Genomic DNA, 25701 nt, shown 5'->3' with positions numbered 1-25701 from the left:
TACACACTTTTCTCAGGTAAATGCTCTACCCACCAAAAATCGTGCGCAGAATATCGATGCCGCGATCTTCGAAGGCGACATTGCCTTGTTTGTTGCCTGGGCCGATCACGATGACTTTCGCGCCGATCTGAGCACGCGCATAAAGATGCTCCACATCCTTGTTCATCATGCGGATGCAGCCGGATGACATGTTGAGACCAATCGTCCAGGGCTGGTTGGTACCGTGAATGCGGAAGATCGTGTCACGCCCGCCCTTGTAGAGATACATGGCGCGGGCGCCGAGAGGATTATCTTCGCCACCCTTCTGCACGGTCGGCAGGATATGGCCCTTGCGTGCCTCACGGGCAATCATTTCCTTGGGCGGACGCCATTCCGGCCATTCCTGCTTGCGGCCAATGGTGACGACACCGGACCAGCCGAAGCCCTCGCGGCCAACGCCCACACCGTAACGGGTGGCGCGATTGTTACTCTCGACGAAGTAGAGGAACTTGTTGTTGGTATCGATGATGATGGTGCCGGGGGCTTCATTGGTGGTCAGTCTCACCACGCGGCGCTGGAACTTTTCATCCACCTGCTTGCGCTGAACAACCTGTGTCACATTGCTGGCGCCACGTGTCGGTTCAACCGCGCGCGTGAAGGCCGCAGCCGTCTCGGTAAAGGCCAGCAGCGTGGAAGCCGCAAGCATGAAGGCCATGCCCGTTCTTGTCAGTTTCATCCCCATCCCCAGTTTGCTTAAAAACAACCAAGCCGAGAATTTGCCGGATACATTTTAAAAGCAAGTATCCGGGGTGAAAATGCCTTGGCAAAAGGCAATTTCTCCACCCCGGTTGCGGCATTTACATCACGATAACCTTCGTGCCCACCGGAACGCGACCATAAAGGTCGGTCACATCTTCATTGCGCATGCGAATGCAGCCGGAGGAGACGGCGCTGCCAATGGTCCAGGGCGCATTGGTGCCGTGGATGCGGTAGAGCGTGGAGCCGAGATAGAGCGCCCGCGCGCCCAGCGGATTTTCAGGCCCGCCCTGCATGGAGGCTGGCAGATAATGGCCCTTGGCCGCTTCACGCGCGATCATTTCCTTCGGCGGGTGCCAGCTCGGCCATTCCGCCTTGCGGGTTACCTTGTGGGTGCCTGCCCATTCGAAGCCCGGCTTGCCAACGCCCACGCCATAGCGCTTGGCCTGGCCGTTTTCCATCACGAGATAAAGGAAGCGGTTGTTGGTATCGATGACAATGGTGCCCGGTGCATGTTGGGTTTGGTAGGAAACCATTTGTGGCAGGAATTGCGGCTCGATGTTTCCCTTCATGACAGGTACGCGCTGCATGGCAGCGGCCTGAACGGGCGCGCGGGCTGGACGATCCACGAAGCTACGGTCGGTGCGAAGCCGTGTGGATTGCGTTTGCGGCACCACATAGGCCGGCTGGCGCTGCTGGTAGACGGAGCGCTGCTGGCCCGCATTGCGCGTTGAGGGGTCGCGATAGTCTCTGACCTGCGGCCGCACGGCTTGAACGCGATAACCTGCCGGTGGGCGCGGTTGCCCACCCAGCTGCATGACCCACGGGGCGCTGAGATCCGGGCTGACAACCACCGGCGGGCGCTCCCGGTAGCGATCATTGGCCTTAGCCTCTGCAGAGATGAGGCCGATCATCGCGGCACTGATCAACATCATGGCTTTCTTCGCCATCGGCTCCAATCCTCTTGCTGCAATTGCATCTGTGGCATTCAATGTGGCAGAGACCCTGACGCGGAAGAGCCAAGCGAATGGTAAATTTCGGGTGGTTCGAATGCGCGGATTGCGCGAAAGCTTTCAGCAAGGTTAATTGCTGGTTCGCAAATATGGTTGATGCCTGCTGAACGAATGCATCGCGGGTGCTGGAAATGAGGTGTTGAATGGTGAAGCCGGGCATTATTGAGGGCATGGATGGCCGCTGCCGCTGCTTCTGGCACCAGAATCTGGAGGATTACCAACGCTACCACGATGATGAATGGGGCCATCCGGTGACGGATGATGTGCGGCTGTTCGAGAAAATCTGTCTTGAAGGCTTCCAGTCCGGCCTTTCCTGGCTGACGATTTTGCGCAAGCGGGAGAATTTTCGCGCGGCCTTTGCCGGCTTCGATTTTCATCAGGTAGCAAGTTTCGATGAAGGGGATGTCGAGCGTCTGGTTGCCGATGCGGGCATCATCCGCCATCGCGGCAAGATCAATTCCACCATCAACAATGCCCGCCGTGCCATCGAACTGCGCGAGGAATTCGGCTCGCTGGCGCGGTTCTTCTGGTCTTACGAACCAAAGAAGGAGCAGCGTCCGGCGGTGATGGATCTGGAAACGCTGCGCGCCAACCCCACGACAGAGGTGTCGGTGCGCCTTTCCAAGGATCTGAAGAAACGAGGCTGGACCTTCGTTGGCCCCACCACCGTCTATGCCTTCATGCAGGCCATGGGGCTGGTGAACGATCATCTGGATGGCTGCTACAAGCAGCCGGAAATCGAAGCCTTACGCGCGTCCTTCATTCGCCCCTGAGCAGAGCTGGTCGATCAGCGCCGGCAGTTCGCCAAGGTCGAGTATTTCTCGGAAACGCGGTGCCTCCGTCGGCTTTTCTACGTGTTCCAGAACCCAGGTCAGTTCATGTGGCACGAACACACCCCAGGCGCCGGAGGCGAGGGCTGGAACCACATCCGATTTCAATGAATTGCCCACCATCATGGCGCGTTCCGGCCCTTCGCCATGCTTGCCGAAAATGCGACGATAGGTGGTGGCGGTCTTGTCCGAGACAATCTCCACCGCATCGAAGAAATCGCCGAGCCCGGATTGCGCCAGCTTCCGCTCCTGATCGAACAGGTCGCCCTTGGTGATCAACACGAGAAAATACTGGCCGCGCAAGGCTTCCAGCGCCGTGCGGGCATTCGCCAGGCATTCCACCGGGTGTTTCAGCAATTCACGCCCGATGTCCAGAATATTGCCCACCACTTTGGTGGGCACCTTGCCATCGGTGACTTCCAGCGCGGTCTCGATCATGGAGAGGGTAAAGCCTTTGATGCCGAAACCGTAATGGGCAAGGTTGCGCCGTTCGGCCTCCAGGAGCCGCTCGGAGACCAGCTCACCTTCGGCATAGTCTGCCAGAAGCTCGCGAAAGCTCTGTTCCGTCAGTTTGTAGAACTGCTCGTTCTGCCACAAGGTGTCGTCGGCATCGAAGCCGATCACCGTTAACGGGCGCGATGTCATGGCAAAACCTCCCTGAACAGTCAGCCTCCTAAGGTATCCGCCATCTCCGGCAAGGCAATGGCCCGCGATGCGGACCATTGCATGGAATTGCGATTACTTGTCGTTCTTGGCTAGCCATTCCTTCATCATCTTGATTTCCGCTTCCTGCGCCTGGATCACCTCTTCGGCCAGTTTGCGGATTTCCGGGTCTTTTCCGTGCTCAAGTTCGATCCGGGCCATGTCAATGGCACCCTGATGGTGCGGGATCATGGACCGCACGAAATCCACATCCGTCTTGCCGCTGAACGTGATCATCATGTTCTTGTGCATGTCGGCATTGGCTTTTTCGAAAGCCTTGGTAGAGGCAGAGCCATCCGTAGCCATGGCGGCGTGTCCGTCATGTCCCTTCATGTCCTGCGCAAGGGCAGGGTAAGCAAGGAGGCCAAGTGCCAGAACGGCAGCGGAAAGGGTTGAGATGTTCATGGTCATCTTCTCCGTAAGCGATTGAACCTATTCTCTTCGTTTAAGAAAAACAGAATCAGGCGCGTGGCGGCGGCAGAAGCGGACGCGGCGTGGATTGCGCCAGAGGTTGAACCAGATCCGGTGCCGGTGCGCCGCCAACAGCGCCTGGGGCATCGGCCACGGGAACCAGAGGCGGCAGAGCAGTGCAGACCATGCACATGGCAATGGTGCAGCCAGGAGCGGCCAGCGGGCAATGCGGCACTTGCGGCGTTTGCTCACGCTCGGCCCTGTTAAGCTCCGTCTTGTCATGATGGCCGGAATGATCATGCGCGCCGTGCTCCCTCTGGCTCATGGCCTGCGGCACAGGCATGGCCATGGCAGGCATGGCAAGCTGCAGCAAAAGGCTCATAAACATTGCAAGCACGGAAAAACGGCGCATGCGAAGAGAGTTAGACATACTGCCGCACTTGGCAAGTGAATTTCTGTTCACATGCGTGATTGCCTTATGCGGCGATCACGCGATGCACGGCAATGCTGTCGCGGCTCATCTCGCCGAAGGGAACAACCGTCCATTCCCAGGTGGACACTGCTTTTGGCGGCGCAACCCCTGCCAAAAGATCGCCTTGTTCCAGCAGATCGCCTTGCCGGTTGCGCATTTCATAATCCACATCGGTCACGATGCAGCTTTTGCAGGGCAGGGCGGCCAGCCCTTCCAGATGGGCGCGGATCATCAGCGGCAGAATGGCATCCGCATCGCGTCTTTCGGCTTCCAGCACGCGCCGCGCGCCAACGCCGATCTGCGAGAGAAGATTGGCGGAGACCACGAAATCCAGATAAGGCACCTGCCGCAGGAAAGAGAGCGGTTCCGGCATCTGGCCCGTTCTTGCCACATCGAGACCGGATAAATCGCGGGAGATCAGCCGCAGCTTCTTCTTTCCGTTCAGGGCCGCCCAGGCGCGAATGCTGGCCAGATGCACCAGATCGACGAGGACGACCGTATCGAAAGCCGCAATCAGTTCCCGGATCGGCACATCGCGCAACAGACCGGAGCCCAGAACCACCGCCGTGCGGCGCTGCTTCAGCTCTTTGAGGGCGGCGAGCATATGCGCCTTCGACTGTGCCTCATGCGCGGCCCAATGTTTTGCGCAGCGCCGCGCCCGCGCCCACAGCCGCACGGATGAAGAAACATGCGGGCGAAAGGTGGCAGGCGTCAGCGGCCAGCTTGCACCATAGTTCAGGGCTTCTAGAATCATGGGCCTTGCAAGGTTGAGGGAGAGAAAGCGTCGAATTGGCGGGCATTTATATCCGCAAGGGCACCGTAGTTCTACCCTTCGCCCTTGCCGCTTGCAGCGCCATCCTCTAAGAAACCGCTCAAAATTCGGCTTTTCCGAAGAGCCGTGGCAATGGAAGACGATCATGAGCGACAAGAAGCAAAAACAGCAGAAACTGAAGGCCCGCCTGCCGCGCGGTTTTGTCGATCGGACAGCCACCGATATCCATGCCACCAATGAAATGGTTGCGAAAATCCGCGAAGTCTACGAGCGTTACGGCTTCGACCCGATCGAGACGCCGTTGTTCGAATATACCGATGCGCTGGGCAAATTCCTGCCCGATAGCGACCGCCCGAACGAAGGCGTCTTCTCGCTGACCGACGATGACGACCAGTGGATGTCGCTGCGCTACGACCTGACGGCGCCGCTGGCCCGCCATGTGGCGGAAAACTTCAACGAAATCCAGCTGCCTTACCGCACCTATCGCGCAGGCTATGTATTTCGCAACGAAAAGCCCGGCCCGGGCCGCTTCCGCCAGTTCATGCAGTTCGATGCCGACAGCGTTGGCGCACCGGGCGTGAACGCGGACGCAGAAATGTGCATGATGATGGCCGATACGCTGGAAGCACTCGGCATCAAACGCGGGGATTACGTGATCCGCGTCAACAACCGCAAGGTTCTGGATGGCGTGATGGAAGCCATCGGCCTTGGCGGCGATGAAAATGCGGCGCGTCGCCTGAACGTGCTGCGCGCCATCGATAAGCTCGACAAGTTCGGCCCGGAAGGGGTGCGGCTGCTGCTCGGCGAAGGCCGCAAGGACGAGAGCGGCGACTTCACCAAGGGTGCAGGGCTGAACGAGGAGCAGATCCAGAAGGTACTCTTCTTCGTCGGCATCAAGAACTATGCGGAAAGTGCGGCTGAACTGGCCGAAATGGTTGCCGGAACCTCCAAGGGCGCAGAAGGCGTTGAGGAACTCAACACCATTGGCGCACTGGTCACCAGCGCAGGCTATGATGCCTCCCGCATCAAGATCGATCCCTCCGTCGTCCGCGGCCTCGAATACTATACCGGCCCGGTCTATGAGGCCGAACTCACCTTCGACGTCACCAATGAGAAGGGCGAAAAGGTCGTCTTCGGTTCCGTGGGTGGTGGCGGGCGGTATGATGGTCTCGTCTCCCGTTTCATGGGGCAGCCGGTTCCGGCCACGGGCTTTTCCATCGGTGTCTCGCGCCTGATGACGGCGCTGAAGAACCTCGGCAAGCTGGGGCAGGATGAGGTTCTGGCGCCGGTTCTCGTCACCGTTATGGATGGCGATGTGGAGGCCATGGGGCGCTACCAGCGCTTCACGCAGGCGCTGCGTAATGAGGGCATTCGCGCCGAAATGTATCAGGGCAACTGGAAGAAGTTCGGCAACCAGCTGAAATATGCCGACCGTCGCGGCGCGCCGATTGCCATCATTCAGGGCGGCGATGAACGCGCTGAGGGCGTGGTGCAGATCAAGGATCTGATCGAAGGCAAACGCCTGTCCGGCGAAATCACCGATAATGCCGAATGGCGCGAGGCGCGTGTGGCGCAGGTCATGGTGCCGGAAGCGGAGCTGGTGGCGAAGGTGAAGGAAATTCTTGCAGCCCAGGCAGAAGATCGTCGCCGGGCGAAGGGCGCCTGAGCCCATGCCCCTGACCGATATGCCGGATTTTGCCGAAACGATCCTGGCGGAGTTTGCTGCCCGCAACACCTCGCGCGTGGATACGCCGGTCATTCAGCCCGCCGAACCCTTTCTGGATATGGCGGGTGAGGATCTGCGCCGCCGGATTTTCCTGACTGAGAGTGAGCGGGGAGACAGCCTCTGCCTGCGCCCGGAATTCACCATTCCGGTCTGTCTGCGCCATATCGAAACCGCAACCGGCACACCAAAGCGTTATTCCTATCTGGGGCAGGTGTTTCGCCAGCGCCGCGAAGGGGCAAACGAGTTCTATCAGGCGGGTATTGAAGATCTCGGCGAAAAGGATGCAGCGACTGCCGATGCCCGCAGCGTGGCGGACGCGCTGGCCTGTCTGCAACAGATTTTGCCGGGCCGCGCCTTTGCGGTCACCATTGGCGATCAGGCTGTTTTCGAGGCGGTTGTCGCGGCTCTTGGCCTGCCTTCCGGCTGGCAGCGTCGCCTGGTGCGCGCCTTCGGCCAGACCGATGTGCTGGAAGCGATGATTGCGCGTCTGGCCAAGCCGCAACCTGTCGCCGGTTTGTCGCCTGAAGTGGAAATGCTGCTGGAAGCTGGCGATGACGCGGGGCTTACACTGCACCTGAAGGATGAGATGGAGCGCACCGGCTATCTCACCAATGCCAGCCGTACACCGGAAGAAATCGTGCGCCGCCTGAAGGAAAAGCGGCTGCTGGCTGGCGCGTCGCTGGATACTGCAAAGCTCGATGCGCTGAAGGAATTCCTCTCCATCAATGTATCGCTGCGCTATGCGCCGGGCGTTCTGGCGGATTTTGCCCGCTCTGCCGGTCTGCCGCTGGATGAGGCGATTGCGGGCTTCGACGCACGTGTCGCGGCCTTGGCAAAGGCAGGCGCTTCGCTGGCGGATATCACCTGGCGGGCCGCTTTCGGTCGTCCACTCGATTACTATACTGGCCTCGTGTTCGAAATAACCGTGCGCGGTGACCATGATGTGCTGGTGGGTGGCGGTCGCTATGACCGGATGCTGACCCTGCTTGGCGCGAAAGATCACATTCCAGCCGTCGGTTTTTCCATGTGGCTGGACCGGATTGAGAAAGCATTGGAGGGCGCGTCGATCCGAAAAGTGGATGCCGGTTTTCGGGCGGAATCGACGCGCAAGAGCGGAGAACTTCGATGACCATTACCATCGGTCTGCCCTCCAAGGGCCGAATGAAGGACGATGCCTCTGCTGTGTTCGAACGGGCGGGCATGAAGATCGTCGCCGTTGGCAATGACCGCTCCTATCGCGGTCGTGTTGAAGGCTTTGACGATGTCGAGATCGCCTTCCTCTCAGCCTCGGAAATTTCCCGCGAGATCGGAAACGGTACGGTCGATTTCGGCGTGACCGGCGAAGACCTCATTCGCGAAGGTCTGGCGGAAGCGGATAAGCGCGTGGAAATTGCCGCACGTCTTGGCTTCGGTCATGCGGATGTGGTGGTGGCCGTGCCGGATATCTGGCTCGATGTGGAAACCATGGCAGACCTTGGCGATGTGGCCGCGGAATTCCGCTCCCGCCATGGTCGCCGCCTTGCGATTGCTACCAAATACTGGCGGCTCACGCAGCAGCATTTTTCCCACAGCCACGGCATTCAGCTCTATCGTATTGTCGAGAGCCTTGGTGCCACGGAAGGCGCACCAGCGGCAGGGCAGGCGGATATCATCGTGGATATCACCTCCACCGGCTCCACGCTGAAGGCGAACCATCTGAAGCTTCTCTCCGATGGCGTGATCCTGCGCTCGGAAGCCTGTCTCGTACGCGCCAGAAAGCCGGAGCATGAGGGCAATGAAACCGTCGCCCGCATCACGAAGGCCGTTCAGGCAGCACTTTAAAAACAACACTTCGCTGAATAAAAAGAAACCCGCCGGAAGTTGCTTCCGGCGGGTTCTTCATGTCTGGGAGGTCAGACTTGATTTATGCGATGGCAGGGGCAGCGCCACGGCGAGCATCGATGGAGAATGCACCAGCGCCAACAGTGGCGAGCAGAATGTAAGCGCCCGCCAGCGTGAAGTTCTTGATCATCATGATGCCGTTCAGCGTGTTCAGCCAGCCGAGAGCCGCATCCGGCCAGCCAGGAACAGCGATGGTGCCGGAATGGAAGACAGCGCCGGTGAAGATGCAGAAGGCCGCAAGCGCGAAACCAACGATCTTGGTCTGGAAGCCAACCAGAACGGCAAGACCGGCAACCAGTTCAAATGCGCCGGCGAGGTAGGCAAGAGCAGTCGCCGCAGGAAGGCCAGCGCCGGTAATCATGCCAGCCGTACCAGCCGGATCAGCCAGCTTGCCGAAGCCCGATGTAATGAACATGTAGGAGAGCAGAATGCGCGCAACGAGGATCAGCGCATTATTGGTGGTGGACATAGGATGTCTCCAGATTTGCCGTGGCGGCGTTGAAACTTGATGGACGGACTATGCGCCAGAACGTCGCAGCAAGAAAGATGAACAGTCGAAGACGGATTGTTTGATAATAGTTGACAACATGACTGTGAGCGCAGCGTGAGCCGTCGTGATCGAACAACTTCATGAATGACGACTTCATCTCACATTCAGCCGCGCTACTTCATCCTGTCTCTAATAAAATAAAGATTGGAAGGAGAGACTCATGAAAAAGCTCATCATCAGTGCACTGGCTCTGGTCATGGTATCTTCGGTGCCTGTATTTGCGCAGACCTATCGCTCGGAGGCGAGGGAATATCGTCAGGAGCATCGCATCAACCGTGCTCTGCGCCAGGGTGAGTTGACGCCACGCGAAGCCCATAGGCTCATGCGCCAGCAGCAACGCATTGATCGCGCACAAGCTCGTGCCGCACGCGATGGCTATGTGACACGGCAAGAGCGCCGCCAGATCGAGCGCATGCAGGACCGCGCCTCTCGCAACATCTACCGCAAGAGCCATAATGGTTACGGCTATTATTGAGCTTTCCAGAGTGAGGCGCACAGTTCCGTAAGCCTCGTCTAACAGCTTTGTGACCGCGCTTGGACAACACAAAAAGGGCGCCGGTTTCCCGACGCCCTTCCAATCACTGAACCGGATGGCTCAGATGTAAAGACCCGCAGGTCTTACATCATGTCCATGCCGCCCATTCCGCCCATGCCGCCTGGCATTGCCGGAGCGTCCTTCTTCGGCAGTTCTGCGATCATGGCTTCCGTCGTGATCAGCAGCGAAGCAACGGATGCTGCGTTCTGCAGAGCGGTGCGAACAACCTTGACCGGGTCAACGATACCCATGGCGATCATGTCGCCATACTCAGAGGTCTGAGCGTTGTAGCCGAAGTTGTCTTCGTTCTTTTCGAGGATCTTGCCAACAACGATAGAAGCTTCGTCACCAGCATTGTCTGCGATCTGGCGAACCAGAGCCTGCAGAGCGCGGCGAACGATGTTGATGCCAGCTTCCTGGTCGTCGTTTGCACCCTTGACGGCGATCTTCGTGGAAGAACGCAAGAGAGCAGTACCACCGCCCGGTACGATACCTTCCTGAACAGCAGCGCGGGTCGCGTTCAGAGCGTCGTCGATACGATCCTTGCGCTCCTTCACTTCCACTTCCGTTGCACCGCCAACGCGGATAACGGCAACGCCACCAGCGAGCTTTGCAAGGCGCTCCTGCAGCTTTTCGCGGTCGTAGTCGGAAGAGGTTTCTTCGATCTGGGCCTTGATCTGTGCGACGCGGCCTTCGATGTCAGCCTTCTGGCCAGCACCGTCAACGATCGTGGTGTTTTCCTTGGAGATCGAAACCTTCTTGGCGCGGCCGAGCATGTCGAGCGTGACGTTCTCGAGCTTGATGCCGAGATCTTCGGAGATCACGGTACCGCCGGTCAGGATTGCGATGTCTTCCAGCATGGCCTTGCGGCGATCGCCGAAGCCAGGAGCCTTGACGGCAGCAATCTTCAGGCCGCCACGCAGCTTGTTGACAACCAGCGTTGCAAGAGCTTCGCCTTCAACATCTTCAGCGATGATGAGGAGCGGCTTGCCCGTCTGAACAACGGCTTCGAGAACCGGCAGCATAGCCTGCAGGTTGGAAACCTTCTTCTCGTGGAGGAGAATGAAAGCGTCTTCCAGGTCAGCAACCATCTTCTCAGGGTTGGTGACGAAGTAAGGCGAGAGGTAGCCACGGTCGAACTGCATGCCTTCGACGACTTCCAGCTCGGTTTCAGCGGTCTTGGCTTCTTCGACGGTGATAACGCCTTCGTTGCCAACCTTCTGCATGGCTTCCGCGATGTCGCGGCCAACCTGCGTGTCGCCGTTAGCGGAGATCGTACCGACCTGAGCAACTTCCTCAGAGGTGTTGATCTTCTTTGCCTTGGCCTGCAGGTCCTTGACGACTTCAGCAACGGCCAGATCGATACCGCGCTTCAGATCCATCGGGTTCATGCCGGCTGCAACAGCCTTCTGGCCTTCGCGAACGATAGCCTGGGCAAGAACGGTTGCAGTGGTGGTGCCGTCGCCTGCGATGTCGTTGGTCTTCGACGCAACTTCGCGGACCATCTGGGCGCCCATGTTTTCGAACTTGTCTTCCAGTTCGATTTCCTTGGCGACCGATACACCGTCCTTCGTGATGCGCGGAGCGCCGAAGGACTTGTCGATAACAACGTTACGACCCTTCGGGCCGAGCGTTACCTTGACGGCATCAGCGAGAATGTCGACGCCGCGCAGCATCTTTTCGCGTGCGGTGCGGCCGAATTTTACTTCTTTAGCTGCCATTTTTAAAACTCCTCAGAGCTGTGCAAGCTCACTGTCGTTCAATCTTGTGGTGGACGATTTAGAGCGCCGTACATCCATATGGCTGCACAAAGGACGCTCTAACTTCATGAACCTCGGCATCGTGCTTTACGAAAATCGAACCTGACTTTCGCGCCGATGCGCCAGTCGGCGAAAATCAGCCGATGATGCCCATGATGTCGGCTTCCTTCATGATCAGAAGGTCTTCGCCGTTGAGCTTGACTTCCGTACCGGACCACTTGCCGAACAGAACACGATCACCAACCTTGACGTCGAGCGCGACAACCTTGCCGGACTCATCGCGAGCGCCGGAACCGACGGCGACGATTTCGCCTTCCTGCGGCTTTTCCTTCGCGGTGTCAGGAATGATGATGCCACCCTTGGTCTTCTCTTCAGATTCGACGCGACGAACGACAACACGATCGTGCAACGGGCGGAAATTGGTGCTTGCCATTGTCTATTCCCTCGATCAAATGACATTGACGGGTTTTAAGAGACCCGCATCCCTGCTGTTAGCACTCACCTCTTTCGAGTGCTAGCGGCGCAGAGATAAGATCGAGCTGCCGACGAGTCAAGAACTAGCAGGGGCAAAAAATGTCGGATTCTTTTCGCGCCTCCTCCTGGCAGGCAGATGATGCGATCACCGCTGCGCCAAAGCCCGAATTTGCCGAGTTTTTCAGGGTTTTCGCAAAAATAGGCTTTCTGAGCTTCGGCGGGCCTGCCGGTCAGATCGCGCTGATGCACAAGGCTCTGGTGGAAGAGAGCGCCTGGGTGGATGAGAAGCGGTTTCTCCATGCGCTGAGCTATTGCATGCTGCTGCCGGGGCCGGAGGCGCAACAGCTCGCCACCTATATTGGCTGGATGATGTATGGCGTGCGCGGCGGCATCGTCGCCGGCCTGCTCTTCGTACTGCCCGGTCTTGCCGTCATCATCGCACTGTCCACAGCCTATGCGCTCTATCAGGATGCGCAGTGGCTTGGCGGCCTTTTCTTCGGGCTGAAGGCGGCCGTGCTTGCCATTGTCGTGCAGGCCATGGTGCGGCTTGCGGGAAAAACGCTGAAAACGCGCTTTCAGGTCATTCTCGCCGTTTGCGCCTTTCTGGCGCTTTTCGTCTTCGCCCTGCCGTTCCCGCTGGTGGTTCTCGGCGCTGGCTTGCTTGGCTATTGGAAAAGCCGTGCTGGAGGCGCTCCAGCCTCCATGCCGCCTTCCATGCCGCAGCAGGCGGCGGGCTGGCACGCCTCCATCGGACGTGGGCTGGTATCCCTGCTTTTCTGGGTCGCGGTCTGGCAATTGCCGCTTCTGGTGCTCTGGTTCCTGTCCGGCGCAGAAGGTCTGGCCGATATGTTTGCCTTCTTTTCGAAGATGGCGCTCGTCACCTTCGGCGGTGCCTATGCGGTGCTGGCCTATGTGGCTCAGGTGGCGGTGGAAAACTACGGCTGGCTGAAACCGGGGGAGATGGTGGATGGGCTGGCATTGGCGGAAACCACACCTGGCCCGCTGGTGCTGGTGCTCTCCTTCGTCGGCTATCTCGTCGGCTTTCGCGGCGTGCCGGGGCTCGATCCGGTGCTCGGCGGCATTATCGGCGCATTGCTGACGGCCTGGGCCACCTTCGTTCCAAGCTTTATCTGGATCTTTGCCGGGGCACCTTTCATCGAAAGGCTGAAGGATAATGCGCGTATTTCGGCAGCCCTGTCTGCCATTACCTCTGCCGTGGTGGGTGTCATTGGCAATCTCGCGCTCTGGTTCGGCCTGCATGTGATTTTTGCTCAGGTCACGCGCTATCCGCTGTTTCCTCAGGGCTGGCAGAGTGGGGCCGGTCTCTGGTGGCCGGATTTTGCCTCCGTCAATCTCGGTGCTCTTGGGCTGTTTGCCCTGTCGGCATTTCTGTTGATGCGCTTGAAGATCGGCATGGTGAAGGTGCTTCTTCTCTGCGCGGGTCTCGGCATGATCTGGCGCTATAGCGGCATCTGAGGTGTGCGCTTGAGACGATACTGAGGTTGAAACTCCTTGCCATTGGCCTTCAGCTTTGCCATGTCAGCAGGCAAGGCATTCAGAACAGACCGGATTGTTATGGCAAAGCGCATCACTACCCTTGGCGAAATCACGACAGGCTATGACGTTGTCCTGTCCGATGTATGGGGGGTTCTGCATAACGGCGTTGACGTGTTTCCCGCCGCCGCCGCCGCATTGGCGGCTGCGCGTCAGGCGGGGCTTGCGGTTGTTCTCATCACCAATTCTCCCCGTCCGGCACCGGGCGTTATCAGCCAGTTGCGTGAGATGGGCGTGCCGGAAGGCACCTATGACCGCATTGTCACCTCCGGGGATGTCACGCGCAAGCTTATCGCCGAAGGCCCCGCCAAGGTTTTCCTGATCGGTCCGGAGCGCGATATGCCGTTGTTTGACGGCCTCGATGTCGAGGTAACCGGCGAGGAGGATGCAGACGGCATCGTATGCACCGGCTTCTTCGATGACGAGAAAGAGGTTCCGGAAGATTATCATGACATGTTGACGCGCTTCGTAGCCAAGGGCGCGCCGCTGATCTGCGCCAATCCTGACCTCATCGTCGAGCGCGGCCACCGCATGATTCCCTGTTCCGGCGCCGTGGCTGCCTATTACGAGCAGCTCGGCGGATCGACCCGCATTGCCGGAAAGCCGCACACCTCCATCTATGATGCGGCCCTTGCCGCTGCCCGCGAGATCAAGGGCGAGGTGGATCTGTCCAGAGTGATTGCGGTGGGCGATGGCATGCCAACCGATGTGAGGGGCGCGCTCTCCTACGGTCTGGATCTTCTCTACATTTCCGGCGGCATTCACGCGGCGGAATACACGGTCAATGGCGAAACCGACGAGGCCATTCTGAACGCCTACCTGAAGCGTGAGGGCGCAACACCGAAATGGTGGATGCCGCGTCTGGCCTGATGGATCTTGATTGATGACCGTGTTTCACCGCAACGAACAAAAGGAAGCGCTGCCCGAGACCTTGAAGGGCGGTGTGATTGCCATCGGTAACTTCGATGGTGTGCATCGCGGCCATCGCAGCGTGCTGGAAAAGGCGCTGGAGGTTGCAAAAGCCCGGGGCGTGCCCGCCCTTGTGCTCACCTTCGAGCCGCACCCGCGCACATTGTTCAAGCCCGATCAGCCTGTCTACCGGCTGACCCCCGCGCCGTTGAAAGCGCGCCTTCTGGAAGCAATGGGCTTCGATGCTGTTCTCGAATATCCGTTCGACCAGGAGTTTTCAAAGCGCAGCGCCGAAGGATTCGTGCAGGCCGTACTGGTGGATTGGCTTGCCGCCAGTGCCGTGGTCACAGGCTTCGATTTCCACTTCGGGCGTGGGCGCGAAGGCGGACCCGCCTTCCTGATGGAAGCCGGTCGCCGCCACGGCTTCGATGTATCGCTGGTCGATGCCTATCGCGATGAGAATGCCGAGGTGATTTCCTCGAGCCGCATTCGCGATTGCCTGGCGCAAGGCGATGTGGTGCAGGCGGCGGGCCTGCTTGGTTATCGCTACACGGTGGAAGCGGAAGTGGTGCATGGCGAAAAGCTTGGCCGCCAGTTGGGTTATCCCACGGCCAATATGCGCATAGCCGCGGAAGCTGGCCTGAAACCCGGCATTTATGCGGTGCGGTTCCGCAGGCAGAACGGAGAGATCTTCGATGGCGTGGCAAGCTACGGCCGTCGCCCAACGGTGACGGATAACGGCGCGCCGCTTCTGGAAACCTTCGTTTTTGGCTTTTCGGGAAGCCTTTATGGCGAAATTGCCGCCGTTTCCTTCTTTGGCTATCTGCGGCCTGAGCTGAAATTCGATGGCCTCGATCCGCTGGTCGCGCAGATGAAGCGGGATGAGGAGGAGGCGCGGGCGCTTCTTTCCGGCGTCACGCCCCTCAGCGAAGTGGATCAGACCATTGCCTTTGCCGCCAAGGTGCCGCTGGCAAGCGGCCTCTGATCCTTGCGCATGACAGGAATGCAGAAAGACATAGGCTTTCTGGCGGCAAATGCGCTAAAACACGCGCCTTCATGGCCGGGCATGGTGTGCGGCCTTTGATCAGAAGGAGTGCGTGTCATGAGTGAATGTGCAAATCAGCGTTCGAATTTCCGGTCTTCTCCCCGTTTTACCATTGGCCGCGACCAGCACGGCTACTGGGTCCTTCAGGATGAAGCCAATCGCTTTGGCGGTCTTTTCGCCAGTGAGGAAGCAGCGCTGAAATATGCGACACTTGTAAGCAAGGACCAAAGGGATATTCGCCGCGCTCCCGCTTCCGCAGTGGTTGAGCTGATGAGCGGCCAGAACACTCTATCCCGCGCTGCCTGAATTTTCGATCGATGAGGCGGAGTGCGTTGGCCGGACAGGGCTGGCGCATTCCGTTTCTTTCTTTTACGGGCCGGACTCTTCTCTTTTCTTTCCGGGCAAAACCGCTTAAACAACCGCCCGATGACAAAGCTTACGCCAATAAGCACGCTTCGAATTATTGGCCCGGCCTTTCGCGCGGCCTGATGGCCCGCCGGAAGGTCCGGGTTTTTGGCGTTTCCCGGCTCGTTTGCGCCTCTGAGGCGCTTGTGATGGCCGCCAGACGCTTCTCGCTCTCCCCTTATTCAGTTCGAGGCGTGCGCTTTCAGGCCGCCCATTCAATGGCAAGATCATGACCGAGACCACGGACAAACAAGATTACTCCTCCACGCTTTTTCTGCCGCAGACGGATTTTCCCATGCGCGCTGGCCTTCCGCAAAAAGAGCCGGAAATGGCAAAGAAGTGGAAGGAGATGGGCCTTTACAAGCGCTTGCGCGCCTCCGCCGCCGGCCGCGAAAAATTCGTGCTGCATGATGGCCCGCCTTACGCCAACGGCAACATCCATATCGGCCATGCGCTGAACAAGGTGCTGAAGGATGTCATCACCCGCTCGTTCCAGATGCGCGGCTATGACTCCAACTATGTTCCGGGCTGGGATTGCCACGGCCTGCCGATCGAATGGAAGATCGAGGAAGCCTACCGCGCCAAGGGCAAGGACAAGAACGAAGTTCCGATCAACGAATTCCGCAAGGAATGCCGCGAGTTTGCGCAAGGCTGGATCAACATCCAGTCGGAAGAGTTCCGCCGTCTCGGTGTCGAGGGCGATTTCGATAATCCCTACACCACCATGGCTTTCCATGCGGAAGCCCGCATCGCGGGTGAGTTGCTCAAAATCGCCATGAGCGGCCAGCTCTATCGCGGTTCCAAGCCGATCATGTGGTCGGTTGTGGAGCGCACGGCTTTGGCCGAGGCGGAAGTGGAATATCACGAGGTCGAAAGCGACACGATCTGGGTGAAGTTCCCGATCTCGAATGACGTGATCCGGCCAGACCAAGATGGTCAGCCGCAACTGGTTAATGGCGGAAATCTTACAGACCTGCGGGGTGCCTCCGTCGTCATCTGGACGACGACACCCTGGACGATCCCCGGTAACCGGGCGATCTCCTATTCGTCGAAGATCGAATACGGCCTTTATGAAGTTACCGCTGCCGCCAATGATTTCGGCCCGCAGCCGGGCGAAAAGCTGATCTTTGCCGATAAGCTGGCGGGTGATGCTTTCGCCAAGGCCAAGCTTGAGTTCAAGCGTATCCGTCAAGTGACCGCAGAAGAGCTTGGTGCGATCACTTGCGCCCATCCTCTTGCCTCGATGGGCTACACATTCCCCGTACCCATGCTGGACGGCGATCACGTGACCGACGATGCCGGTACCGGTTTCGTCCACACCGCGCCGTCCCACGGCCGCGAAGACTTTGACGCCTGGATGGGCCATGCCAAGGCGCTCGAAGCCCGTGGCATTGATACCAAGATCCCGTTCCCGGTCGATGACGCCGGTTTCTACACCGAAGACGCCCCCGGCTTTGGTCCGTCGGCTGAAGGCGGCGCTGCCCGCGTTATCGACGATAACGGCAAGAAGGGCGATGCCAACAAGCGGGTCATCGAGGCGCTGATTGCTGCCAACAACCTGTTTGCCCGTGGCCGCATCAAGCATGATTATCCGCATTCCTGGCGCTCCAAGAAGCCGGTTATCTTCCGCAACACGCCGCAATGGTTCGTCTATATGGACAAGGACCTCTCCGACGGCACGACGCTGCGTACCCGCGCTTTGAACGCCATTGACCAGACGCGTTTCGTGCCTGCCGGTGGCCAGAACCGCCTGCGCGCCATGATCGAGCAGCGCCCGGATTGGGTTCTCTCCCGTCAGCGCGCCTGGGGCGTGCCAATCTGCGTCTTTGCCGATGCTGAAGGAAACGTGCTGCAGGATGAGAAGGTCAATGCCCGCATTCTCGAAGCCTTCGAGAAGGAAGGCGCGGATGCCTGGTTTGCGGAAGGTGCCAAGGAGCGCTTCCTCGGAGCCGAGCATGATGGCGACAAGTGGCAGATGGTGACCGACATCCTCGATGTCTGGTTCGATTCCGGTTCCACCCACACCTTCACGCTGGAAGACCGCCCGGATCTGAAATGGCCGGCCGATGTCTATCTGGAAGGCTCGGACCAGCATCGTGGCTGGTTCCATTCTTCGCTTCTGGAAAGCTGCGCAACGCGTGGCCGTGCACCCTATAATGCTGTCATCACGCATGGCTTCACCATGGCGGAAGACGGTCGCAAGATGTCGAAATCGCTCGGCAATACGGTGACACCGCAGGATGTGATGAAGGAATCGGGTGCCGATATCCTGCGCCTCTGGGTCATGAGCACGGATTACGCAGAAGACCAGCGCCTCGGCAAGACGATCATCCAGACCAATATCGATGCCTATCGCAAGATCCGCAACACGATCCGCTGGATGCTCGGCACACTGGCGCATGACCATGGCGACGAGATTGCTTACGCCGATCTGCCGGAACTTGAAAAGCTGATGCTGCATCGCTTGAGCGAGCTCGATCAGCTGGTGCGCAAGGGCTATGACGAATTCGACTTCAAACGCATCGTTCGCGCTTTGTCGGATTTCGCCAATGTGGAACTGTCGGCCTTCTATTTCGATATCCGCAAGGACACGCTCTATTGCGATGCGCCGTCCAGCCTGAAGCGCCGCGCAGCTCTTTACGTCATCCGCAAGCTGTTCGATTGCCTCGTGCTGTGGTTCGCACCCATGATGCCCTTCACCACGGAAGAGGCATGGCTTTCGCGCAATCCGCAGGCGGAATCGGTGCATCTGGAACAATTCCCGGTGGTCCCTGCGGAATGGGCAAACGAGGCCGTCTCGAACAAGTGGAAAAGCGTGCGTGCGGTTCGCCGTGCCGTGACGGGTGCTCTGGAAGTGGAGCGCAAGGAAAAGCGCATTGGCTCGTCGCTGGAAGCGGCCCCCGTCGTTTACGTGGGCGATCAGGAGCTGCTGAAGGCGCTGGACGGGCTGGATTTCGCAGAAATCTGCATCACCTCGGATATTTCCGTTGTGGCAGGCGAGGGGCCGTCCGAGGCTTTCCGTCTGGATGACGGCACCAAGGTTGCGGTTGAGCCGAAGCTTGCCGAAGGCACCAAATGCGCCCGTTCGTGGAAGATCACGAAGGATGTCGGCTCCGATCCGGACTATCCGGATGTCTCCGCCCGCGATGCCCAGGCACTGCGGGAATTGGCCGCACAGAAATGAAGTCTCTGACCGGATGATTGCGCTTTGGCGCGTCATCCGGTAAGTCTGCCTGAAATTGGCCGGAATTTTCGGTCAGTCGAGGTTTTTGAAGATCTCGCGTGTCGGGACGGGCGCGTCTGGAAGGGTTCGTATGAAGACGATGCAGGCAATTCGTGCAAGGTCAGGCGTGTGCGCCGTGGCCGTTCTTGCTGCAATGGGTTTGTCCGGCTGCGTGTCCAGCCCCACCTATGGCACGAGCAAGACTGCCGGTGAACAGCTGGTGGATGATCTCGGTTCGGCCATTTCGCTTGGCCCGCAGGACAAGCCCTCTACGAAATACAATCCGCGTCCGGCTCTGGTGGTCAACAAGAACCGCGTTGATACGCTGCCTGCGCCGCAAACATCGCTTGCCAGCCGCGAAGGCAATTCCGGCTGGCTGGAATCGCCGGAAGAAACCCGCCAGCGTCTTCGCGATGAGGCGGAAGCCAACAAGAACAACCCCAACTATCGTTCGCCGCTGCTGGCGGGCAATGGCACTGCGGGCACCATGACCGAGAGTCAGAAGTGGGAAGCCTTCCGTCAGGCCAAGGCCAATGCGGAAAGCCCGGGGATTGCTGGCCAGCGCCGCACCCTGACGGAGCCGCCGGTACAATATCGTGTGGCAGACAATGCCAATCTGAACGATCTCGGCGAGCCGGAGTTGAAGAAGGAGCGCGAGCGGAAGAAATCTGCCGCTGCTGCCTCCGCCAATACGTCTTCCTGGTGGAACCCCTTCAAGTAAGCGGTTTCAGCAACAGTTTTTGCGCCGTTCCGGATGGAAGGGCGCAATTATCCTTCTGCCGGAAATGTCCCGGTTCGCTTTGCCTGAAAGAAATCCAGAAGCAGTCTGGCTGAATCCGTTTCGGCAATGCCGGAATAGACCTCCGGCGCGTGATGGCAGGTTGGCTGGTTGAAGAAGCGCACGCCGCTTTCCACCGCACCTCCCTTGGGATCGCTCGCGCCGTAGTAAAGGCGGCGGATGCGTGCAAAGGATATGGCCGCCGCGCACATGGTGCAGGGTTCCAGCGTGACATAGAGATCTGCGAGGGGAAGTCTTTCCTGCCCGACTTCCTCGCAGGCCATTCGCAGCGCCACGATTTCCGCATGCGCCGTCACATCTTTCCACTCGCGGGTCCGGTTGCCGCCGCGGCCGATAATGCGGCCATCCAGAACAACCACCGCACCAATCGGCACTTCATCGCGCTGACCAGCCTTCTCGGCCTCCTCCAGCGCCAGATCCATGAAACGATTTGTCCCGCCCATGCGGCGATTTCCTCTTAACCCGGAGAGCCTGACCTGATAGGAACGGTCCCAACCTGCGTCGCGCCGGTTTCTCCGAGATGCGACAAGATGCAAGTCCAAGTCAACACGCACTCGGTCAGGGCGCATTCCGCTCGACCCACGCTTCAGGCAAACAACGAATGAGCTTTAAAGACAAGCCGAAGCGCGAAGGGGGCAAACCCTTCGCTCGCGACAGCAAGAAAACAAACGCACCGCGCAAGGGCGCCGGTCCCTCCCTTTCAGGCGAAAAGAGCGCCCCGAAGGCGGCACGCAAGCCCGTGGTCGACGCATCGGAAGCGGCAGAAGCCACGGCCAGCAAGCCGGAACGCATTTCCAAGATCCTTGCCCGTGCAGGCGTGGCGTCCCGCCGCGATGTCGAGCGCATGATCATGGAAGGCCGTGTCAGCCTGAATGGCAAGGTGCTGGATACGCCGGTGGTCAATGCGACGCTCGCCGACAAGATCGAGGTGGACGGTCAGCCGATCCGCGGTATCGAGCGCACGCGCCTGTGGCTTTACCACAAGCCTGCCGGTCTGGTGACGACCAATTCCGACCCGGAAGGCCGCCCGACGGTTTTCGAAAACCTGCCGGATGATCTGCCGCGTGTCATGTCCGTCGGTCGCCTCGACATCAATACCGAAGGCCTGCTGCTGCTGACCAATGATGGCGGTCTTTCCCGCGTGCTGGAATTGCCCACCACCGGCTGGCTGCGCCGTTACCGCGTGCGCGCCCATGGCGAGGTGAGCCAGGACGATCTCGACAAGCTCAAGGACGGCATTGCCGTCGATGGCGTTCTGTACGGTTCGATCGAGGCCACGCTGGACCGCACCCAGGGCCACAATGTGTGGATCACCATGGGCCTTCGCGAAGGCAAGAACCGCGAAATCAAGAACGTGCTGGGCGCGCTGGGGCTGGATGTGAACCGTCTCATCCGCGTATCCTACGGGCCGTTCCAGCTGGGCGACCTGCCGGAAGGCCATGTGGTGGAAGTGCGCGGCCGCATGCTGCGCGACCAGTTGGGGCCGCGCCTCATCGAAGAGGCGAAGGCGAATTTCGACGCGCCGATCTACAACAATCCGGTGGCCGACGACGAGAAGCCGCAGCCGAAGGCGGCGCGCTCCGACGAAGGAAACTGGGCGGCAGACCGTGGCGAAGCCCGTGGCAAGCCAAGACGCGAAGGTGGCGACCGCTTTGGCGACAAGCCGAAGGGGCGTGGCGGCGATAAGTTTGGCGGCAAAACCGGCGGCAAGTTCGAAGGCAAGTCCGAGGGCAGGGGCGGTGGTCGTTTCGATGACGAGCGCCCGAAGAAGCGTCCTCCCATGGGCACCTCACGCACCGCGAATGTGTGGATGGCGCCGGGCGCACGTCCCACGGCGGATGGCGTGGAGAAAAAATCGGCTGCACGCGCTGAGGCCGAACGCTTTTTCAAGAAGGATCGGGAAGAGACACGCCGTCCCAACGTCAATCGCGTTGAGGGCGATAGCGATTGGATTCGCGCCGAGGCTCCGCCACAGCGCCGCCCGCGTGACGAAGATGGTGAAGGTTCTGGTGGACGTGGCGGCGAGCGCCGCGAGCGTTCCGACCGCCCCTTCCGTGGTGAAAGATCCGACCGGGGTGAACGCTCAGACCGCGGTGATCGCCCATTCCGGGGTGAGAGACCGGATCGTGGCGAGCGCAGCGAGCGTCCGGCACGGGCAGAACGTCCTTTCCGCGGTGAGCGCCCGGAAAGATCGGAACGCCCGAACCGTGAAGGCGGTTTTGGCCGTCCGCAAGGCGAGCGCGGTGAAGCCCGTGGCAAACCATTCGGTGAGCGTGGCGAAGGTCGCGGTCGTCCCTCGGGTGAGCGCGGCGGCTTTGGCGGCAGACCCGAAGGCGGTAAATCCTTCGGTGGCAAGCCGGGTGGCAAATCCTTCGGCGGCAAGCCCGCTGGCAAGTTTGGCGGCAAGCCGGGCGGCGGAAAGCCTTCCGGCGGTCGTCCGGGTGGCAAGCCGACAGGCGGTCGTGGCCCGGGTTCCGGCCCCAAGGGCGGTGGCAACCGTTCCAGAGGGCCAAGGGGTTAATCGATGCGCATCGTTGGTGGTGAGTTTCGAGGCCGCTCCCTGGTCACGCCGAAGACGAATGCAATCCGGCCCACCATAGACCGGACTCGCGAAAGCCTGTTCAACATCATCGGGCACGTCTATCCGGAAGCAATCGAGGGTTCAGCACGCGTGCTGGACCTTTTCGCCGGAACCGGTGCGGTGGGGCTGGAAGCGCTGTCGCGCGGTTGCCGCACGGCTCTGTTCGTGGAGAACGGCGTCGAAGGGCGCGGCATCCTTTGGGAGAACATCGAGCAGTTCGGCTTGCATGGCCGTGCCCGCATCATGCGGCGCGATGCCACCAAGCTCGGTTCGGTGGGCAATATCGAGCCGTTCCACTTTGTCTTCGCCGATCCGCCCTATGGCCAGGGTCTTGGCGAGGCAGCCCTTCTGTCCGCGCATCAGGGCGGCTGGATCATGCCTGGTGCCTTGGTCGTTCTGGAAGAGCGGGCCGATGCCGCCATCCACTTCGATCCGGTTTTCCAGCCGCTGGAAAGCCGCCTGTTCGGTGATACGCGCGTCGACTTCTTCCGCTACCAGCCGGGCTGAGGCGGACGATGACGACACGGATCTCGCTTGTTGATGAGACGCTCGTGTCAGGCAGCCATGCGCCACGCGTGGCCATTGCCTTTGGCGGCGGCGGTGCGCGGGGCATTGCCCATATCGCCGTCATTGAAGCATTGAATGAACTGGGTATCCGACCGGTTGCCATTGCCGGCTCTTCCATCGGCGCCATCTTTGGCGCTGGCATGGCGGCCGGAATGAGTGGGGCCGATATCAGGGCCTATACGCTGGATACGATTGGCAATCGCGGTGCTGTTCTCAATCGGCTCTGGTCGCTGGGGCCTGCCAGCATGCGCGATGGCATCGGCGGCTTTCGTCTCGGCCATTTCAACCTCGAACGGATCCTCGAAGCTTTTTTGCCGGACACTATTCCGCAGGATTTCGCCGATCTGAAGATCCCGCTGAAAATCGCCGTGACCGATTACTACGGTCAGGCGGAGGCAATGCTGGAGACAGGCAAGCTGCACACGGCCATTGCTGCCTCTGCCGCCATTCCGGGCCTGTTCATGCCGGTTCGCATCAATGGCCGCATCATGGTGGATGGCGGCATTTTCAACCCCATCCCCTGGGAACATCTGATGGATGTGTGCGACATCGTGATCGGGGTGGATGTCGTCGGTGCGCCGGAAGGCGATGGAACCCATGCGCCCAACCGCTTTGACAGCATGTTCGGTGCCAGCCAGTTGATGATGCAATCGGCCATCGCCCTCAAGATGAAGCTGCATCCGCCGCATATTTTCCTCAGGCCCTCGGTCAATCGTTTCCGGGTGCTCGATTTCCTCAAAGCCCGGGAGATCTTGGAGGAATCCGATCCGATCAAGGATGAGCTGAAGCGGGCCTATGAGGGGCTGTTACAGCGGATTTCCAGCTGATCGCCCGATCCCCCTTGCCAAACCGGCGCTCTCACGCCTGACCGGCAGATTCCGCTTCCTGCGGGGCAGGCGTGCGCTTCGGCTTGGTCAGCGGTTCCGGGCGAACCGGGCGTGTGTGCAGCATGTGAAGACCGGCAGACAGCCCTTCCGCCGCCTGGATCTGTAGCCTTTGCTCGTCACGCTGGCGAATGTCGTCGACGATCTCGCTCGCTTCGGCTTCCGTCTTGCCAAGTGCTTCCAGCGTCTTCTGGCCAAAGACCAGACCGGATTCCAGCGTTTCGCGGATTTCATAGGCCACTTCGCGCGCTCGCAGCGAAATGGTGTGGATGCGGTCATAGGAGCGCACGAAAAGCTTCACTTCCGGAAATTCCGTGCGGATCATATCCACGATCCGGTCAGTAATGTCGCGGCGATGGGTGCACACAGCCACGATTTTCGCACGTTCGATACCCGCCGCCAGCAAGACCTCCTTGCGCGCTCCATCACCGAAATAGATGCGGAAACCGAAGGAACTGGCCTGGCGGATACGATCCGGCGAATCGTCGATCACGGTGACATCGCGCCCACCGGCCAGCAGGATCTGCGCGGCAATCTGGCCGAAACGGGAGAAGCCAACCATCAGCACATCCGCACCGGCCCCCTCGAAATCCTCTTCGATTTCCTCCGGCTTCCGGCCATCCGGCAGGTAACGGCGCACAAGTGCGGCACCCAGAGGTGTGAGGGCCATCGATAGCGTCACGCTGGCAATCAGCAATGAGGAGGTCTGAGCCGAAAGCAGCCCGGCACTGACGGCGGTGGTAAAGAGCACGAAACCGAATTCCCCGCCCTGCGGAAGAAGGGCTGCAATGCTCAAGGAATCCTCCTTGTTGGACCCCCAGAGGCGACAGAGAACAAAAATCACCAGTCCCTTTGCCAGCATGAAGAGCGGCACGCCTGCGAGAATGAGCAGAAGGTTGGAGAGGATTGCCTCGAGATCCAGGGAGAGACCGACCGCCATGAAGAACATGGCAAGCAGCAGCCCGCGAAAGGGTTCGATATCTGCCTCCAGCTCATGGCGATAGCTCGATTCCGCCAGCATTATGCCAGCCAGAAACGCGCCCATGGCCATGGAAAGCCCGACCAGCTGCATGGCAACTGCCGATCCCAGCACCACCAGAAGCGCCGCAGCCAGCATGACCTCGCGGGCACCGGTTCGGGCGATGATCTGGAACATCGGCGTCAGCAGGTAGCGCCCTGCGACAATCATGGCGACAATGGCAACCACCGCACGGCCCACATCCACGAGAATGGTGGATGTGCTGGCTTCCGGGCCGGACCCCAGAATGGTGACAAGCGCCAGAAGCGGCACGATGGCCAGATCCTGAAACAGCAGAATAGAGAAGGCGCGCCTGCCGTAAAGCGCGTTGGTTTCACCATTATCGGCCAGAATTTGCAGCGCAAAGGCGGTAGAGGAAAGGGCAAGGCCGAAGCCGGCAATCACGCTGCCCTGCCAGCTGGCGATATTGGCGAGATAGGCAAGGCCGGAAAGCAGAAGGCCGGAAAAGACAACCTGCGCCGTGCCGAGGACGAAAATATCGCCGCGCATCTGCCAAAGACGCGAGGGCTTCAGTTCCAGCCCGATGATGAAAAGCAGGAAGACCACGCCGAGTTCCGAGACGTGCAGCACCTCTTCCGGATCGGATATCAGCCGCAGGATGGGGCCGATGACGACGCCCGCCGCCAGATAGCCCAGCACGGTTCCCAAGCCCAGCTTGCGAAAAATCGGTGCGGCGAGCACGGCGCCACCCAAAAGAAGAAGCGTTTCGTTGAAAAGCGGATCCGGGGCAGCCATAGGTATCTCGATGCGACTGGCGAGCTTCGAAGAATCTCAAGCTCGCCCTTGATGGATTCTTGAGCGCACAATACATGGTTCGTCAACGAAAGGTATAAT

The 25701-nt window shown here is 59.7% G+C and carries 25 protein-coding genes; 14 read left to right on the top strand and 11 right to left on the bottom strand.

Annotation, left to right across the window (positions count from 1 at the left end):
• Positions 1 to 25: 25 nt before the first annotated feature.
• Positions 26 to 715 (bottom strand): L,D-transpeptidase, encoded by a 690-nt coding sequence (locus ACFSE1_RS10405; RefSeq protein WP_377400410.1) that lies wholly within the window; start codon positions 713 to 715, stop codon positions 26 to 28.
• Positions 716 to 836: 121 nt separating this feature from the next.
• On the bottom strand, positions 837 to 1685 hold the full coding sequence (locus ACFSE1_RS10400) for a L,D-transpeptidase (protein WP_377400407.1): 849 nt from the start codon (positions 1683 to 1685) through the stop codon (positions 837 to 839).
• A gap of 206 nt (positions 1686 to 1891) precedes the next feature.
• On the opposite strand from ACFSE1_RS10400, the gene ACFSE1_RS10395 reads away from it, so the two are divergent.
• A complete protein-coding gene (locus ACFSE1_RS10395) occupies positions 1892 to 2521 on the top strand; it encodes a DNA-3-methyladenine glycosylase I (RefSeq protein ID WP_377400404.1) in 630 nt (209 codons plus the stop codon).
• On the opposite strand, the gene ACFSE1_RS10390 is transcribed toward ACFSE1_RS10395, so the two are convergent.
• The 4 genes from ACFSE1_RS10390 to ACFSE1_RS10375 all read right to left on the bottom strand — a co-directional run bounded on the left by ACFSE1_RS10390 (position 2495) and on the right by ACFSE1_RS10375 (position 4917).
• Positions 2495 to 3223 (bottom strand): HAD family hydrolase, encoded by a 729-nt coding sequence (locus ACFSE1_RS10390; protein ID WP_377400401.1) that lies wholly within the window; start codon positions 3221 to 3223, stop codon positions 2495 to 2497. The genes ACFSE1_RS10395 and ACFSE1_RS10390 overlap by 27 nt on opposite strands.
• Positions 3224 to 3316: 93 nt before the next feature.
• Positions 3317 to 3685, bottom strand: coding sequence for a CopM family metallochaperone (gene copM, locus ACFSE1_RS10385; protein ID WP_377400398.1), 369 nt, complete (start codon positions 3683 to 3685; stop codon positions 3317 to 3319).
• Positions 3686 to 3740: 55 nt separating this feature from the next.
• Positions 3741 to 4121, bottom strand: coding sequence for a hypothetical protein (locus tag ACFSE1_RS10380; RefSeq protein ID WP_377400394.1), 381 nt, complete (start codon positions 4119 to 4121; stop codon positions 3741 to 3743).
• 46 nt (positions 4122 to 4167) lie between these two features.
• Positions 4168 to 4917, bottom strand: a complete 750-nt coding sequence (locus ACFSE1_RS10375) for a hypothetical protein (RefSeq protein ID WP_377400391.1) — start codon at positions 4915 to 4917, stop codon at positions 4168 to 4170.
• Positions 4918 to 5080: 163 nt separating this feature from the next.
• Between ACFSE1_RS10375 and hisS the strand changes: the two genes are divergently transcribed.
• Genes hisS through hisG form a run of 3 tightly spaced genes read left to right on the top strand, consistent with a single transcriptional unit; the run spans position 5081 to position 8482 of the window.
• The gene (gene hisS, locus ACFSE1_RS10370) at positions 5081 to 6601 is read left to right on the top strand and encodes a histidine--tRNA ligase (protein ID WP_377400388.1); all 1521 of its coding nucleotides are present in this window, start codon (positions 5081 to 5083) and stop codon (positions 6599 to 6601) included.
• Positions 6602 to 6605: 4 nt separating this feature from the next.
• A complete protein-coding gene (locus tag ACFSE1_RS10365) occupies positions 6606 to 7790 on the top strand; it encodes an ATP phosphoribosyltransferase regulatory subunit (RefSeq protein WP_377400385.1) in 1185 nt (394 codons plus the stop codon).
• Positions 7787 to 8482, top strand: a complete 696-nt coding sequence (gene hisG, locus ACFSE1_RS10360; RefSeq protein ID WP_377400382.1) for an ATP phosphoribosyltransferase — start codon at positions 7787 to 7789, stop codon at positions 8480 to 8482. The genes ACFSE1_RS10365 and hisG overlap by 4 nt, the downstream gene beginning before the upstream one ends.
• Positions 8483 to 8564: 82 nt before the next feature.
• Here the strand turns inward: hisG and ACFSE1_RS10355 are convergent, their stop codons facing one another.
• The gene (locus ACFSE1_RS10355; RefSeq protein ID WP_377400379.1) at positions 8565 to 9011 is read right to left on the bottom strand and encodes a DoxX family protein; all 447 of its coding nucleotides are present in this window, start codon (positions 9009 to 9011) and stop codon (positions 8565 to 8567) included.
• Positions 9012 to 9252: 241 nt separating this feature from the next.
• Here ACFSE1_RS10355 and ACFSE1_RS10350 point away from each other — a divergent pair, with 241 nt between their 5' ends.
• Entirely contained in the window at positions 9253 to 9567 is a 315-nt protein-coding gene (locus tag ACFSE1_RS10350; RefSeq protein WP_377400376.1) for a hypothetical protein, read from the top strand.
• A 143-nt stretch (positions 9568 to 9710) separates the two neighbouring features.
• Here the strand turns inward: ACFSE1_RS10350 and groL are convergent, their stop codons facing one another.
• Both groL and groES read right to left on the bottom strand, forming a co-directional pair.
• A complete protein-coding gene (gene groL / locus ACFSE1_RS10345) occupies positions 9711 to 11348 on the bottom strand; it encodes a chaperonin GroEL (RefSeq protein WP_377400373.1) in 1638 nt (545 codons plus the stop codon).
• Between the two features lie 175 nt (positions 11349 to 11523).
• The gene (gene groES, locus ACFSE1_RS10340; RefSeq protein WP_004109735.1) at positions 11524 to 11820 is read right to left on the bottom strand and encodes a co-chaperone GroES; all 297 of its coding nucleotides are present in this window, start codon (positions 11818 to 11820) and stop codon (positions 11524 to 11526) included.
• Positions 11821 to 11960: 140 nt separating this feature from the next.
• Here groES and chrA point away from each other — a divergent pair, with 140 nt between their 5' ends.
• The 6 genes from chrA (at position 11961) to ACFSE1_RS10310 (ending at position 19718) form a co-directional block, all read left to right on the top strand.
• A complete protein-coding gene (gene chrA / locus ACFSE1_RS10335; protein WP_377400370.1) occupies positions 11961 to 13337 on the top strand; it encodes a chromate efflux transporter in 1377 nt (458 codons plus the stop codon).
• Between the two features lie 99 nt (positions 13338 to 13436).
• On the top strand, positions 13437 to 14285 hold the full coding sequence (locus tag ACFSE1_RS10330; RefSeq protein WP_377400795.1) for a TIGR01459 family HAD-type hydrolase: 849 nt from the start codon (positions 13437 to 13439) through the stop codon (positions 14283 to 14285).
• Positions 14286 to 14298: 13 nt separating this feature from the next.
• A complete protein-coding gene (locus ACFSE1_RS10325; protein ID WP_377400367.1) occupies positions 14299 to 15309 on the top strand; it encodes a bifunctional riboflavin kinase/FAD synthetase in 1011 nt (336 codons plus the stop codon).
• Positions 15310 to 15426: 117 nt separating this feature from the next.
• Complete coding sequence (locus ACFSE1_RS10320; protein ID WP_377400364.1) at positions 15427 to 15675, top strand: hypothetical protein; 249 nt, start codon at positions 15427 to 15429, stop codon at positions 15673 to 15675.
• 328 nt (positions 15676 to 16003) lie between these two features.
• Positions 16004 to 18958, top strand: coding sequence for an isoleucine--tRNA ligase (ileS, locus tag ACFSE1_RS10315; RefSeq protein ID WP_377400361.1), 2955 nt, complete (start codon positions 16004 to 16006; stop codon positions 18956 to 18958).
• 130 nt (positions 18959 to 19088) lie between these two features.
• Positions 19089 to 19718, top strand: a complete 630-nt coding sequence (locus tag ACFSE1_RS10310) for a hypothetical protein (protein WP_377400358.1) — start codon at positions 19089 to 19091, stop codon at positions 19716 to 19718.
• Positions 19719 to 19765: 47 nt separating this feature from the next.
• On the opposite strand, the gene ACFSE1_RS10305 is transcribed toward ACFSE1_RS10310, so the two are convergent.
• Positions 19766 to 20239, bottom strand: coding sequence for a nucleoside deaminase (locus ACFSE1_RS10305; protein WP_377400355.1), 474 nt, complete (start codon positions 20237 to 20239; stop codon positions 19766 to 19768).
• Positions 20240 to 20397: 158 nt separating this feature from the next.
• Here ACFSE1_RS10305 and ACFSE1_RS10300 point away from each other — a divergent pair, with 158 nt between their 5' ends.
• The 3 genes from ACFSE1_RS10300 to ACFSE1_RS10290 are packed head-to-tail and all read left to right on the top strand — an operon-like array spanning position 20398 to position 23771.
• Positions 20398 to 22317, top strand: coding sequence for a pseudouridine synthase (locus ACFSE1_RS10300; protein WP_377400352.1), 1920 nt, complete (start codon positions 20398 to 20400; stop codon positions 22315 to 22317).
• A 3-nt stretch (positions 22318 to 22320) separates the two neighbouring features.
• A complete protein-coding gene (gene rsmD, locus ACFSE1_RS10295; RefSeq protein WP_377400349.1) occupies positions 22321 to 22884 on the top strand; it encodes a 16S rRNA (guanine(966)-N(2))-methyltransferase RsmD in 564 nt (187 codons plus the stop codon).
• A gap of 8 nt (positions 22885 to 22892) precedes the next feature.
• Entirely contained in the window at positions 22893 to 23771 is an 879-nt protein-coding gene (locus tag ACFSE1_RS10290) for a patatin-like phospholipase family protein (RefSeq protein WP_377400346.1), read from the top strand.
• 31 nt (positions 23772 to 23802) lie between these two features.
• Here the strand turns inward: ACFSE1_RS10290 and ACFSE1_RS10285 are convergent, their stop codons facing one another.
• Positions 23803 to 25602 (bottom strand): monovalent cation:proton antiporter-2 (CPA2) family protein, encoded by a 1800-nt coding sequence (locus tag ACFSE1_RS10285; RefSeq protein WP_377400343.1) that lies wholly within the window; start codon positions 25600 to 25602, stop codon positions 23803 to 23805.
• Positions 25603 to 25701: the final 99 nt, after the last annotated feature.

Origin of the sequence: Affinirhizobium helianthi (assembly GCF_042680945.1) — a bacterium.
Taxonomy (GTDB): Bacteria; Pseudomonadota; Alphaproteobacteria; order Rhizobiales; family Rhizobiaceae; genus Neorhizobium; species Neorhizobium helianthi.
The sequence above is the reverse complement of the archived record's forward strand: the minus strand, read 5'-3'. Positions and strand labels throughout refer to the sequence as shown.